The organism is Kribbella sp. NPDC058693 (assembly GCF_042715335.1).
Taxonomy (GTDB): Bacteria; Actinomycetota; Actinomycetes; order Propionibacteriales; family Kribbellaceae; genus Kribbella; species Kribbella jiaozuonensis.
This window is the reverse complement of record NZ_JBHXSQ010000002.1, coordinates 356635-369684: the sequence shown is the minus strand read 5'-3', so window position 1 is coordinate 369684 and position 13050 is coordinate 356635. Positions and strand designations below refer to the sequence as shown.

Below are 13050 nucleotides of genomic sequence, written 5' to 3'. Positions count from 1 at the left end.
TCCGGCGCTACGGTGAAGGCGAGCAGGAGGGGCAGGCATGCTGCGGATCCGTTTCACCAGCGCCGACCTGGCACGCGTACGGGTGGCGAGCGGACCGCATCCGTTGTGGGAGTCGGTGCTGAGCATCAACGGCCTGCAGTACCACAACCTCCCCGCCCGCTACTGGGCCTGGCGAAGCGCGCTGAGCGAGCATCAGGACATCCTGCGCGCGGCGTACTCCGTCGTACCGGCGTCGGGTAACTTCGCCGACTTCCTGACCCCGACCAGCCCGGCGACGGACGTCGACGAGCAGTTCGATGCGATCCGGCGGGTGCCGCAGGCCGTCGTACGAGATGACCTGGCCCGCACGTATCCCGCCGAAGTGCCGACGCCGCGGTGGGCGGAGCAGGTGTATGACAGCGGTCGCGTCGATCCCGTCGTACAAACCCTGGAGCGGTACCACCACACCGCCGTACGCCCGGTCTGGGGCGCGGTCCAGACCGGGGTCGAGCAGGCCCGGCAACGGCTCACGGCGCTGCTCCTGAGCGCCGGGGTCGAGGGCCTGCTCAGCCGGCTGCACACCTCGATCCGCTGGCGTGATCCCGTCCTCGAGGCCGACTACCTCACCGATCAGACGCTGGATCTCGACGGCCGCGGGCTGCTCATCGTCCCGTCGTACTTCTGCTTCGGGGCGCCGGTGACGTTCATCGACGGCGATCTGCCGCCGACCCTGGTCCTTCCGATCCAGCCGGACGACGCGCCCGTCGACGAGTCGATCGGCGACCTCGACGTACTCGTCCGGCTGCTCGGCCCGACCCGCGCGAAGTTCCTGGCCGGCCTGGAGAGCGCCGCATCGACCAGCGAGCTCGCCCACCGCCTCGGCGTCTCACCGGGCTCGATCAGCCAGCACGCGAAGGTGCTGCGGGAGAGCGGCCTGATCACCACGACCCGCTTCGGACACTCCGTCAACCACACCCTCACTCCCCTGGGCCGCGCAGTACTGCGAGGGCTCTAGCAACTCGGCCTGATTGGTGGACTCCTGAGGGGGCAGATGTTCTAGGCTGGCGCGATCATGAGGTCGACGATGCCGGATGCCGGGGACCAGACCCGGTTGCGGCAGCTGAACGAGCGCGCCATCCTTGCGGCCGTGCGCTCCGCCGGTGACGTGCGGGTCGCCCAGATCGTCGAGCAGAGCGGGCTGGGACGCACCGCGGTCGAAGAAGTGCTGTCGAGTCTGGTCAGCCGCCGCTGGCTGGTCGAGGAGAGCCCGGCGATCCGGGGCCGCGGCCGGCCGGCTCGCAGCTACCGGTTCCGGGCCGACGCCGGGTACGTCGTGGGGCTCGACATCGGGGCGTACTCCGTTCGTGGGGTGCTCACCGACCTGAACGGGCAGACGCTCGCGAACCAAAGGCAGTCCGTCTTTCCGGAGACGCCGCGCCTCGACCGGCTCGCGGCGGCTGATGAGGTGGTCGCCGCCTGCGCGCGTGAGGCCGGCGCGGAGGTGTGGGCGATCGGCGTCGGCACCACCGGGCTGGTCGACACGGCCGGCACCGTCGTCCGGGCGAACGCGATTCCGGACTGGGCCGGCACCGACCTCGCCGAGTACTTCGGCCGATCGGCACGACTCGTTGTCGTCGACAACGACAGCCAGCTCGCCGCACTCGCCGAACAACGCCGCGGGGCGACGGACATGGTGTTCCTGCACGCCGGCCGTCGTACCGGGTTGGCGCTGGTGCTCGAGGGCCGGTTGCGGCGCGGTGCGTACGGCGCGGCGGCGGACATGTCGGCGCTGCGAGGTGTCGCGTGGGAGGCGGCGCTCGAGCACCTGCATGCCGCCGTACCGGCTGAGGTTCCTGAGATGGACAAGGCGGAGCGTGCCTTCGCCGCCGCTCGGAACGGCGATCGGGCCGCAGTCAACGCCGTACGGAAGTATGCGCGGGCGATGGCGGTCGCCGCGGCAACGGCCATCTCGATCGTCGATCCACGACTGCTGGTGCTCGGCGGCGCCTTCTCGCAGTCGGCCGACGTACTGATGGAACCGCTCGCCGCCGAACTGGATCGACTGTGCCCGCGCGTGCCGGAATTGCAGGCTTCTTCGTTGGGCGCGTTGTGTGTCGCGCTCGGCGCCTGCTCACTCGCGCTCGACGCCGTCGACGAGCGGCTGCTCGCCCGGTCGCGTGGCCCGCTGCCGACGCTGGCGGCCGGCAGCCTCGACTCCCCCAAGCGCTGACTCGCGTTCTCCGATTGTTCAGTCAGGCGTTGACGCCTGCCCTCGGCGAGGCTATTAATGTCGGAAACAGGCAATAAACCGACAGTACTGCGCACACACGAGCGCCCTCCCCCAGGAAGTAGGTTCGCAGTGAACAGACGGATCCGCCGCCGGACGTTCCTCACCACCACCGGAGCGGTCGCCACCGCCGCGGCGGTCGGCGACCTCGCGTATGCCACCCCGGACGCACTCGACGACGCCGCCACTGCCGGGTACGTCGACGTACAGCTCCTCAACATCACCGACCTGCACGGCTACCTGCAGCCGACCACGCCCAGCCAGGGCAGCGTGATCACCGGCGCCGGCGGTGTCCAGGTGACCGTCGGCGGCGCCGGGTACATGGCGACGCATCTGAAGCGGTTGCGCGAGGGCCGGCCGAACTCGATCTTCTTCTCGTCCGGCGACAACTTCTCCGGCTGGCCGTTCGAGATCGACGCGCACGCGAACGAGCCGACCGTCGAGGCGCTCAACGCGCTCGGGCTGCAGTTCAGCACGGTCGGCAACCACGAGCTGGACCAGTCGGTCAGCTTCCTCGTCGACCACATGGAGCACGGCAAGCCCTACCCGGTGAACGGGCGCGACGACAACTTCGTCGACTCCACCGGTCACCGCTTCCGCGGCGCGAACTTCCGCTTCTACACGGCGAACATCGTGCACGCGGATACCGGCCGGACGATCGTCCCGCCGTACAACATCGAGTGGGTTGACGCGGGCCGTGGGCGCAAGTTGCCGATCGCCTTCATCCACCTCACGGTGATGGACACCCCGACCGGGTCCACGTCGTACCAGCCCGAGCTGCGGTCACTGTCGGACGTGGGGCAGGCCAACAAACTGGCCGCGCAGCTCAAGAAGCGCGGTATCAATGCGATCGTCATCAACATCCACGACGGCGGCGTCGCCGGTAACGACTACAACGCCGGTACGAACCCGTCCGGGCCGATCTTCCAGCTCGCCGCGCAGGCCTCGCCGGACATCGCCGCGATCGTCACCGGCCACTGGCACTGCCGGTTCAACATGATGGTGCCGGACCCGAACGGCGTACCGCGTCCGGTCGTCGAGGCCGGCAACCACGGCTCGCTGATCAACGAGATCAACCTCAAGCTCGACCCGCGGACCGGCCACGTCATCCGTGAGCTCACCACGTCGACCAACCACGCCAACACGCGCGACGTACCGGTCGACGAGGAGCTGCAGTACATCGCCGACTACTGGACCGCGAAGGGCGCGAAACGGTTCGCCACCCCGCTGGCCAAGGTCACCGGCGACTTCACGCGTACGCCGAACGCGTCGGGCGAATCGACGATGGGCAACCTGGCCGCGGACTTCGCGTACTGGGACGCGAACCAGCACCGCGGCGGACGTGCCGACCTCGCGCTGATCTCGGTCAAGCCGGTGTCGGGGTCGAACGCACTCACCGGCGATCTTTTGTTTGCCAAGGGCACCAATCCGGCCGATGCCGACGGCACCGTTCTGTTCGGCGAGGCGTGGAACGCGTTCGGCTACGGCAATCCGGTGCTGACCGTGACGCTGCCCGGCACGCAGCTCCACGCGGCCTTCGAGGCGCAGTGGGTGGCGCAAGCCAACGGGACCGAGAAGTTCGCACCGTTCGCGGTGTCGCACAACGTGAGCTACACCTACGACACGACGAAGCCGATCGGTCAGCGGGTGGATCCCGGTGCCGTCCGCATCGATGGCAAGCCCCTCGATCTGACCCGCAACTACCGCGTCGCCGCCCTCGCCTACACCCTGATCGGCGGCGACGGCACCCAGGTCTTCACCGGCTTCACCGACCCCTACCGCAACGACCGCGACCACGAGGGCTTCATCGCCTACCTGCGCGCCCACCCGACGCTGACCCCATCCACCCTCGACCGCGCCCGTCCGGCGGGCTGATTGCGGAGTGGTCTTGTCCGGTTAGCGGTCAAGTCTGGGTAAATCGGGGACAAATCGGTACTTGTCGGTCCGTACGGTCCTAGGGTGGAAGTGTTCGCCTGGCGGTATACCCCACAAAACCGGGCTGACAGGCCGATTGTGCAGACCGCGCGACCCTCATCCCCGAGACGTGCAGGTGCCCCCGTCGGTCCGAGTCCACGCCCGAGCCGCCAGGCGAGCCTTGATCCGCCGCGTGCCTTCGAAACGTTTGCGGGCGGCGACCAATCCAGTGGATTCGTCGCCGCCCGAGCGCCGAAGGCGCGGCTAGAGCGAGTGGAGCTTGTGGAAGGGTGCGGGGACTCGCAGGAGGCGGCCTTTGCCGAGGTCGACCACTACTGCTTCGGTTCCCTCGACAATGGTGATCCGGCCGATGCCCTCCTTGTCGTGGGACACCCGGTCGCCAACCTCGAACGTCTCTATCGGGGCGGGCACCCGGCGCTGGAACGGACTCGTGGACAGGTGACGACGCGTCGTCGCGCGTGAGGACTCCATAGCACCTCCAGTATGTGCCCAACCCGGCCGCATCCGTGCACCGAGGGCCGATTCTTTACGGCAGCATGGACTTGACCAGCCCGCCACGTGAGACGGAGACCTGTCGATGGACCCAGCCGGAGAGCGCAGTCCCGCCCTGCAGGGCGTCGCGTTCGGCGTCTCGATCCTGAGCTTCTTCGCCCTCGGCTGGCTCGGCTGGGGAACCGGAGGCCATCTGCCGACAGGTGCGCAGATCGCACTCATGGTCGTGGCCGCGCTCCTCTCCGTCGGCCTCGCCGCGTTCGCCTGGCGGCGTTGGCGGACGACCAGGCTGCCCGCCGTACCTGACACCGAGCGCCGGCTGTCCGGCCGGGCCTTCGGCATGATCATCGGGGTCGAGTGGATCGGCCTCGGCATCGTCTCCGGCATCCTCGGCGGCACCGGCCACACCGACGCCATCGCCCCGGTCATCTGCGCCGGCGTCGGACTGCACTTCATCCCGCTCGCCCAGCTCTTCGGCGTCCGGGCGTACTACGTCACCGCGGCCGTCATGTGTCTCCTCGCCGTACTCACGTTCGTCCTGGCGCCGTCGACGCCCGCACTCTGGACGGTCCTCCCCGGCGTCGGTGCCGCGATCACCCTCTACGCCACTTGCATCGCTCTCCTCGCCTGGAATCCGACTAGAGGAACGTTGACAGCAGCAACGTCATCGCCAGCCCGATGACCGAGATCAGGGTCTCCATCACCGACCAGGTTTTGATGGTCTCGCCAACGGTCATGCCGAAGTACTCCTTGACCAGCCAGAAGCCGGCGTCGTTGACGTGCGAGAAGAACAGCGAGCCGGCGCCGATGGCGAGCACGATGAGGGCGATGTGGGTGGAGTTCTCGCCGACGGCCAGCGGTGCGACGATGCCGGCGGCCGTCACGGTGGCGACCGTGGCCGAACCGGTCGCGAGCCGGATCAGTACTGCGACGATCCAGCCGAGCAAGAGTGCGGACAGGTTCGCGGCGATCGCGATCTTCGCGATCGCGGTACCCGTCCCGCCGTCGACCAGGACCTGCTTGAACCCGCCGCCGGCGCCGACGATCAGCATCACCCCGGAGATCGGCATCAGGCTCGACCCGATCTTCTTGCTCAGTTCGGGGATGCCGAAGCCGATCGCCGTACCGAACGTGTACATCGCGAGCAGTACGGCGAACAGCAGCGCGAACACCGGGTCACCGATGAACTGCAGGACCGGATAGAGCGCGTTGTCCTTGCTCATCCACACGTCCGACGCCGCCTTGAGCAGCATCAGTACGACGGGGCTCAGCACCGTCACGATCGTCCAGGTGAAGCTCGGCGTCCTCGTCCGCTGCGTCTGCTGGGTCTGCTCCGTCTGCTGCGTCTGCTCTGTCGCGACCTCGACCCCGCCGTGACCCGACGGCGACCCGCCCGACTCACCGTCCCGCGCCCCGCCCGAAACCTCCAGCGCAGCACCGGCCGCCCCGATCGGCACCCAGCGAGCAGCCACCTGGCCGAACAGCGGCCCGGCGATCACCACAGCCGGGATCGCCACCAGCAGACCCAGCGCCAGCGTGACTCCCACGTTCCCGTGCAGTACGCCGATCGCCGCCAGCGGTCCCGGGTGCGGCGGAATGAACCCGTGCAGCACCGACAGCCCGGCGAGCGCCGGGATGGCGAGCAACATCGCCCGCGAACCGGTCCGCCGGATCGCCAGCACGACCACGGGGACCAGCAGCACCAGACCGATCTCGAAGAACATCGGGATGCCGATGATCGCGGCGATCAGCGCCATCTTCCACGGCAGCACGGAACGTTTGCCGCGGAGCAGGGTGTCGACGACCTGATCGGCGCCACCGGAGTCCGCCAGCAACTTCCCCACCATGGCGCCGAGCGCTATCAGCACACCGACGTACCCGAGGACGCTGCCGACGCCGTTCTCGTACGACTTCGTGACATCGGCGGCTCCGATACCGGAGGCCAGCCCGACGAACAGGGCACCGATCGTGAGCGCGAGGAACGCATGCAACTTCAGCCCTACGATCAGCGCGACGATGATCCCGATCCCGATCACGGCGACGATCAGCACCCGCGTGTCGTGCCCGTTCCAGGGGGCGTGAACGTCGGCGTCAGCCGCCAGAGGTATCGCTTCGATGAGACCCACAGCTTCACGCTCCTCGAGACCGCGTTGCCCCCTCCCCGCAGTCTCCCACCGGGCCTGCGCCGAAACCTCCCAACGGCGCGCCGCTCACTCACCGGAACAGATCCAGGCCCTTGCCGATCAGAACGGTCGACAGCACGGCCAGCAGTACGACGGTGATCGTGTTCAGATTGGCCAGCAACCACGCCTCGACCGACCGCAGGCTCCGCGCCGACCGGTCCGGTCCGACAAGTACGACGGCCAGCAGCGGACCGAGCACCGTCAACGACGCCGCGACGACGAAGATCGCCACCGAGGCGATGAGCTCGACCGACGACAGACCGGCGCCGCCCAGCAAGCTGCCGGCGCTCAGCACGAGTGGAAGGTTCTTCACGTTCGCCAGCGCCGCCGCGGCCCCGGCGAGCACGAGCCCGGGCGCGGACAGCGTCGCCATCCGGTCGACGATCGCCGGCCGCGGCGGCTTCGTCCCGGGCTCCGGCCGCTTCCGCCAGTACCGAACGGCAAGGACACCGAACAGTACGCCGATCGCCAGCTGCACCACGTCGATCCCGTCACGCGCGGACTCCTCGTGCCCTTCCGCGACCGTGTCCGTGAGCCAGGCGATGAGCCCGACAGCGATCGCCAACGCAGTGACCCAGCCGACGGCGAAGCACAGCCCGGCGCGAACCGGCTGGTCGGACAGCAGCACGAGCACGATGCAGATCATCGGCACGGGGCTCAGCGCAATCGCCATCGCCTGCGGCAGGACCGCGCCGACAACAGGCCACACGTTCTCAGTGCCCGTTCGCCGGTGGCGGGACCTGCAGGACCTCGACGATGCTGATGCCGAGCATGTCCAGATGGTTCAGGATGCCGGCGAGCGCTGCTTGGTCGTCGAGGTACCCGTGGAGAACGGTCTGCGGGGGCTCGGTATCAGCGGTCATCGACGGGAACGCGTCGGTCAGGTCGCGCGACAAGGTCCCCTTCACCCGGATGACGTAGTGGCCCATAGGACGCCCCTTTCACGGCCGTCCCTTCGACTCTGCTGCCGCGGTGGCGAACCCGGCTCCCCCGGATCGGGGGATGGTGGTTGTTCGCGCGGTCAGCAGGCTGAGAGTTGTGGCCGAGTCCTCTCCACCGGCGGTGCCGACCCCTCGAGCCGCTCGGCGGAAGATTCCGAAGCCGGTGGTGCAGCTCGCCCGGCTCGTGCTCATTGCCGTGGTGGCCTGGCTGCTGCTGCGCTTGCTCCGCGGTGTCGACTGGGCCGAGGTCGGCCACGCCCTCACCCATCTCAGTGCGTGGCAGATCGCGGTCCTGCTGGTCGTGGTCCTGATCCGCCGGGCGATCCTGGCCGCTCCGCTCGCGCTCCTCATCGCCGGCCTCAGCTACCTGAAGGCGATGATCAGTGATGTCGCGGCGGCCTCCGTCGCCACGATCGCACCCTCCCCCGGCGACGTCGTACTGCGACTCGCGATGCTGCGCTCCTGGCGGATCGACAACACCGACGCCGCCTCGGGCCTGACGCTCAGTACGACGATCTTCTACATCGCCCGCCTCGCCGCGCCGGCGATGGGCTTCGTGATCTTCTGGGCGGCGCGTGGCTTCTACGCTCCGTTCGCCTGGGCGGGCCTGATTTTCGGCGCGGCGGCCGCCGTACTGCTGGTCGGCCTGCTCTATGCGCTGCGCGCGGAGCGCTCGGCCGCGACGATCGGGCGGCTGCTCGGACGACTGATCCAGCGGGTGCGGCCCGCCAGCGCGGGTCCGGTGGTGTGGGAGGAGCGACTCGTCTCGTTCCAGTCCCACAGCGCGGGACGGATGCAGGAGCGCGGGTGGCTCGCGATTCTCAGCCAGCTGCTGCTGGTCGGGGTCGAGGCGGGTGTTCTCGTTCTGTGCCTGGGGTTCGTGGGGGTGAAGCTGGACAGCTCGACCGTGCCGGTCATGTTCTGCAGCTTCATGGTCGTCTATCCGCTGACCGGTCTGCCGTTGATGGGAGCCGGGATCATGGACGCGACGTATGCGGCCTTCGTGTCCAACCACAGTGCCATCGAGGCGACCGACCTCGTGGCGGGACTGCTCGTCTGGCGGGTCGCCGTACAGCTCCTGCCGGTTGTCGTCGGGCTGCTGACGATCGTTGTGTGGCGGCGGTTCACCTGGAACGGGTGACCCGGCCGGGAACCGTGGATGCACACCCTGGTCGCATGACGGTGCGCTGGACCCGACCGCTGGTGCTCGCCCTTGCCACCGTGCTGTTCGCCGGGCTGTTCGTCGGCGCATCCCAGCCGGCCGCCGCGGTCTCGCCCGAGGACACCGCCGCACAGACACTCGCCGAGCGCTACTCCCCTGTCGTCCGGTTGCAGAAGCTCGGTACGCGCTGCGACGACGGCGAGCAGTTCCAGCCCACCGACGTCAACGCCGTACTGGGTGATCAGCAGGTCGCCCTGCGCGGTCCATGGCGGCCGCCCGATCTCGTCAAGACCCAGCCTGAGGCCTCGGACCTCGGCCGCGGGTACCCGGGCCATTTCCTCGACTTCCCCGGCGACCCGTTGCGGCCCGGCTGCGACTACGCCGAGTGGTCCGCGCAGATCAACAGCACGCATCCGGCGACCGTCTACGCTCACGTGACCGGCGACCCGGCGTACCCCGGGAAGCTGTCGCTGGAGTATTGGTTCTTCTACATCTTCAACGACTACAACAACACCCACGAAGGCGACTGGGAGTCCGTTCAGCTCGTCTTCGACGCGGCGACGCCGGAGGCCGCGCTGGCCACCAAGCCGACGGCGGTCGGGTTCAGCCAGCACGGTGGAGCCGAGCGGGCGCGGTGGGGCGACGCGAAGCTCGAGATCGTCGACGGCACCCATCCGGTCGTCTATCCGGCCGCCGGTTCGCATGCCAACAAGTACGGCCAGCGGTTGTACCTCGGTCGCGGCTCGGAGGGTCTCGGCTGTGACGACACGACCAGGCCGGCGACCGAGCTCCGCCCGAACGTCGACTATGTGCCGATGGCGCGTGCAGACTACCTGAAGGAGTATCCCTGGCTGGCGTTCGAGGGCCGCTGGGGCGAGCGGCAGCGGTCGTTCTTCGACGGGCCGACCGGGCCCAACCAGAAGGCCTCCTGGGTGACGCCGATCCAGGATGCCGAGGCAACCTGGCGCGACGACAGCACCGTCGTACCCGCCGGCAAGGTGCTCGGACCGAGCGGCACCGGCGTCTTCTGTACGGCGGTCGGCACCGCATCGAACCTGCTCCGAGAGACCCTCGACCGGATCTGGTTGCTCGCCCTGATCCTGGCCGCGCTGATCGCGCTGATCTGGTTCGCCGCCAGCCGGACCCGCTGGACCGATGCCGAGCCGTTGCCGGCTCGCAGGCGGCGCGCTTGGGGTCAGACGGTGGTGTCCGCGCTCCAACTGCTCCGACAACGACCTGGCCTGTTCGGCGCGTTCGCCGCGACGTTCGTCGTACTGGGTCTGGCCACCCTTCTGCTTGCGGACCTTCAGGCGGCGCGGCGCGATTCACCCACCGATCTGGGCGCGCCGACCGAGACCGCGACCGGCTTCTGGGCTTCCCTGGTCGCGCTCGCGATCACGATCCTCACCGCCGCGACGTACGTCGCACTCCTGGCCGCCGTCACCTCGACCCTCGACCGCCTGGACCGGGGCGAACCGGCAACCGCTGCCCTCACCTGGCGTGACGTCAGAGGCCGCGCCCGACCACTGACCGCTGTGGCAGTGCGGTACTTCGTCGTCATCGCCGTACTGACGATCATCGTCGCGACGATCCCGCTGGCCATCTACTACGCGGTCAGCCGGGCCTTCGCGATACCGGCCGTGATGGCCGAGCAGGCCTCCGCGAGTACGGCGCTGAAACGCAGCCGGCAACTGGTGAAGGGCCGCTGGTGGCGAACCGCCGGACCGCTCGCGATCATCGTCGGGCTCGGCCTCTCGGTCGGACCGATCGCCGGCATCATCCTCCTGCTTGCGACGGACTGGCAGCCCACGCTGATCAACGTGGTGTCGTCGCTGCTGTTCGCGCTGGCCATGCCGCTCGTGGCGGCGGCCGTCGTCTACCTGTACTTCGACCGGTCCGTCACCCACCGGGAGTCGCCCGGATCAGGTGACCTCCCGGATCCCGACCGTACCTATTCTCGGCAAGGGAGGTAAGGCATGTCCCAGGCTGACGGCGGATCGCAACAGCCCGCGGAGAGGCGCGGCCCGAACCGGCTGCTGATCACCGCCATCGTGGAAGGCGTGATCGTCGCCGCGCTCGTCGCGACGCTGATCATCGTCAGCATCCGCCGCAGCGGCGACACCGCGAACGCGTCACCCGCAAGCGGTCAATCCAGTACGGCGATGTGCGCGGCGATCCCGGTCGCGAACCAGGTCCTGCCCTCGGTCGTGACGATCTCGGCGAGCGGCAGCGGCGCGGCCGGCACGGGATCGGGACAGGTGTTCCGGGACGGCGGCTACATCCTCACCAACGACCACGTCATCTCGTCGGCGGTCGGAGGCGGGTCCGTCACCGTGCAGTACAGCGACGGTCACAGCTCCGCGGCGACGATCGTCGGACGCGATCCGAGCACCGATCTCGCCGTACTGAAGGCAGCCGACGAGGCGAAGGGCTATCCGGTGATCGGCCTCGGCTCGTCGGCCAATCTCCAGGTCGGCCAGCCTGTCGTCGCGCTCGGCGCTCCACTGGGTCTGGCGAGCACGGTGACGTCGGGCATCGTCAGTGCACTCGACCGGTACGTGCCGGTGCCGGGCGACACGGTGACGCACCACCTGATCGGCGCGATCCAGACCGATGCGGCCATCAACCCCGGCAACAGCGGCGGTGCGCTGGTCGACTGCTCCGGGAAGCTCGTCGGAGTGAACGCCGCGATCGCGACCGTCCCGAACGCGTCGGGCGTCAGCGGTGGCGGAAGTGTCGGTCTCGGCTTCGCGATCCCGATCGATCTCGCGAATCCGATCGCGGACCAGCTGATCAAGACCGGGAAGCCGGGGCACCCGACGACCGGGTTGCAGGTCCAGGAGATCCCGCCGGCCCTTGCGCAGGCGTCGGGTTCACCGAGCGGCCTGTTCGTTCTCGCCGCGACCGGGCCGGGTGCGGAGGCCGGGCTGAAGGCCGGCGACGTGATCACGAAGGTCGACGGTCAGCAGGCCGTCAGCAGTGAGCAGATCGTGGTCGCCACGCTCACCCGCAAGGTCGGCGACAAGATCGAGCTGACCTACGTACGCGCAGGCACCTCGGCCAACGCGACGCTCACCCTCGCCGCGCCGTAAACGGCTCAACGGGCTGCGAGGCCAGCAGATCGAGGCCGAGCTGCCGAGCCAGGAACTGCGCGGCAAGCTGACCCTGCACGCTGTTCCCGGCCTGATCCAGCCGCGGCCCGAATGTGCCCAAGGCGCCCTTGCCGGGCGAGACCGTCACGATGCCACCACCGATCCCGCTCTTCCCCGGTACGCCGACATCGAGCAGCCAGTCACCCGACGTCTCGTACAGCCCCGCGATCGCCATCACCACCAGCGTCACCCGGGCGACATCGGCATCGACCACCCGCTCCTGTGTCAGCGGACAAACCCCACCGTCCGCCAGCGTCGCCCCCATCACCGCCAGGTCCGTCGCCGCAACGCTCAAGCAACTCTGCCGCGTATAAAGCTCCGTCGCCTCGGCAGCATCGCCGGCCAGGCCGCCGACACTCTGCAGGAGAGCCGCCAGCGCGCGGTTGCGATGATTCGTCGCCAGCGCCGACTCCAGCACCTCGTGGTCCAGCTCGAGCGTACGACCCGCGAACCGGGACAGACCGTCGACGATGAACTGCCACCGATGCTCCAGCGAGCTGCCCGGCGTCAGACTGGTCGTCGCGATCGCGCCCGGATTCACCATCGGGTTGGTCCGCCCCGCGGTCGACTGTTCGACCGCCTGCACGGAGTTGAACGGCAGACCGGTCGCGTTGACCCCGACCAGCTCGCGGATCGCATCGATGCCGACGGCCTGGCACATCAGCGCGAACACGAACGGTTTCGCGACGCTCATGATCGTGAACGGCCGCCGCGCGTCGCCCGCCTCGAACAGCCGCCCGTTCGTCTCAACCACACACAGTCCGAACGTGTCCGGATCGACCCGGGCCAACGCCGGGTACACGCCCGACACCGTCCCTTCGGTGACATCGCGGTACAGCTCGTACGCCACCCGCACCAGGTCGTCGACGGTCGACGCGTCGGGCAGTCCGCCCGTCGAGATGTACCTGCCGGCGGACAC

General features: G+C 68.9%; 12 protein-coding genes. 7 read left to right on the top strand and 5 right to left on the bottom strand.

The window, feature by feature from the left end:
• Positions 1-37: 37 nt before the first annotated feature.
• The 3 genes from ACFWUU_RS11405 to ACFWUU_RS11395 all read left to right on the top strand — a co-directional run bounded on the left by ACFWUU_RS11405 (position 38) and on the right by ACFWUU_RS11395 (position 4141).
• Positions 38-994: an ArsR/SmtB family transcription factor gene (locus tag ACFWUU_RS11405; RefSeq protein ID WP_380174816.1), complete on the top strand. Its 957-nt coding sequence runs from the start codon at positions 38-40 to the stop codon at positions 992-994.
• 57 nt (positions 995-1051) lie between these two features.
• Positions 1052-2209: an ROK family protein gene (locus tag ACFWUU_RS11400; RefSeq protein ID WP_380174815.1), complete on the top strand. Its 1158-nt coding sequence runs from the start codon at positions 1052-1054 to the stop codon at positions 2207-2209.
• Between the two features lie 129 nt (positions 2210-2338).
• Positions 2339-4141: a bifunctional metallophosphatase/5'-nucleotidase gene (locus tag ACFWUU_RS11395; RefSeq protein ID WP_380174813.1), complete on the top strand. Its 1803-nt coding sequence runs from the start codon at positions 2339-2341 to the stop codon at positions 4139-4141.
• 303 nt (positions 4142-4444) lie between these two features.
• Here the strand turns inward: ACFWUU_RS11395 and ACFWUU_RS11390 are convergent, their stop codons facing one another.
• The gene (locus ACFWUU_RS11390) at positions 4445-4672 is read right to left on the bottom strand and encodes a hypothetical protein (RefSeq protein ID WP_137257240.1); all 228 of its coding nucleotides are present in this window, start codon (positions 4670-4672) and stop codon (positions 4445-4447) included.
• 106 nt (positions 4673-4778) lie between these two features.
• Here ACFWUU_RS11390 and ACFWUU_RS11385 point away from each other — a divergent pair, with 106 nt between their 5' ends.
• The gene (locus tag ACFWUU_RS11385; protein WP_380174811.1) at positions 4779-5375 is read left to right on the top strand and encodes a hypothetical protein; all 597 of its coding nucleotides are present in this window, start codon (positions 4779-4781) and stop codon (positions 5373-5375) included.
• On the opposite strand, the gene ACFWUU_RS11380 is transcribed toward ACFWUU_RS11385, so the two are convergent.
• From ACFWUU_RS11380 to ACFWUU_RS11370, 3 genes are all read right to left on the bottom strand, one after another.
• On the bottom strand, positions 5332-6795 hold the full coding sequence (locus tag ACFWUU_RS11380; RefSeq protein WP_380176843.1) for a gluconate transporter: 1464 nt from the start codon (positions 6793-6795) through the stop codon (positions 5332-5334). The two genes, ACFWUU_RS11385 and ACFWUU_RS11380, sit on opposite strands and share 44 nt — an antisense overlap.
• A gap of 112 nt (positions 6796-6907) precedes the next feature.
• On the bottom strand, positions 6908-7585 hold the full coding sequence (locus tag ACFWUU_RS11375; RefSeq protein WP_380174809.1) for a GAP family protein: 678 nt from the start codon (positions 7583-7585) through the stop codon (positions 6908-6910).
• A gap of 4 nt (positions 7586-7589) precedes the next feature.
• The gene (locus ACFWUU_RS11370) at positions 7590-7805 is read right to left on the bottom strand and encodes a hypothetical protein (RefSeq protein ID WP_130447591.1); all 216 of its coding nucleotides are present in this window, start codon (positions 7803-7805) and stop codon (positions 7590-7592) included.
• Between the two features lie 109 nt (positions 7806-7914).
• Between ACFWUU_RS11370 and ACFWUU_RS11365 the strand changes: the two genes are divergently transcribed.
• From ACFWUU_RS11365 to ACFWUU_RS11355, 3 genes are read left to right on the top strand one after another with little or no spacing between them, the layout of a single operon-like run.
• Positions 7915-8958, top strand: coding sequence for a lysylphosphatidylglycerol synthase domain-containing protein (locus ACFWUU_RS11365; RefSeq protein WP_380174807.1), 1044 nt, complete (start codon positions 7915-7917; stop codon positions 8956-8958).
• A gap of 35 nt (positions 8959-8993) precedes the next feature.
• Positions 8994-10952 (top strand): hypothetical protein, encoded by a 1959-nt coding sequence (locus tag ACFWUU_RS11360; RefSeq protein WP_380174806.1) that lies wholly within the window; start codon positions 8994-8996, stop codon positions 10950-10952.
• A 3-nt stretch (positions 10953-10955) separates the two neighbouring features.
• The gene (locus ACFWUU_RS11355) at positions 10956-12071 is read left to right on the top strand and encodes a S1C family serine protease (RefSeq protein WP_380174804.1); all 1116 of its coding nucleotides are present in this window, start codon (positions 10956-10958) and stop codon (positions 12069-12071) included.
• On the opposite strand, the gene glsA is transcribed toward ACFWUU_RS11355, so the two are convergent.
• Positions 12052-13050, bottom strand: coding sequence for a glutaminase A (gene glsA / locus ACFWUU_RS11350; protein WP_380174802.1), 999 nt, complete (start codon positions 13048-13050; stop codon positions 12052-12054). The two genes, ACFWUU_RS11355 and glsA, sit on opposite strands and share 20 nt — an antisense overlap.

What these genes read in the sequence shown, in the direction of transcription:
- ACFWUU_RS11405 (WP_380174816.1), top strand. Translation starts at nt 38, where the DNA reads ATGCTGCGGATCCGTTTCACCAGCGCCGACCTGGCACGCGTACGGGTG.
- ACFWUU_RS11400 (WP_380174815.1), top strand. Translation starts at nt 1,052, where the DNA reads ATGAGGTCGACGATGCCGGATGCCGGGGACCAGACCCGGTTGCGGCAG.
- ACFWUU_RS11390 (WP_137257240.1), bottom strand. Translation starts at nt 4,672, where the DNA reads ATGGAGTCCTCACGCGCGACGACGCGTCGTCACCTGTCCACGAGTCCG.
- ACFWUU_RS11385 (WP_380174811.1), top strand. Translation starts at nt 4,779, where the DNA reads ATGGACCCAGCCGGAGAGCGCAGTCCCGCCCTGCAGGGCGTCGCGTTC.
- ACFWUU_RS11370 (WP_130447591.1), bottom strand. Translation starts at nt 7,805, where the DNA reads ATGGGCCACTACGTCATCCGGGTGAAGGGGACCTTGTCGCGCGACCTG.
- ACFWUU_RS11360 (WP_380174806.1), top strand. Translation starts at nt 8,994, where the DNA reads ATGACGGTGCGCTGGACCCGACCGCTGGTGCTCGCCCTTGCCACCGTG.
- ACFWUU_RS11355 (WP_380174804.1), top strand. Translation starts at nt 10,956, where the DNA reads ATGTCCCAGGCTGACGGCGGATCGCAACAGCCCGCGGAGAGGCGCGGC.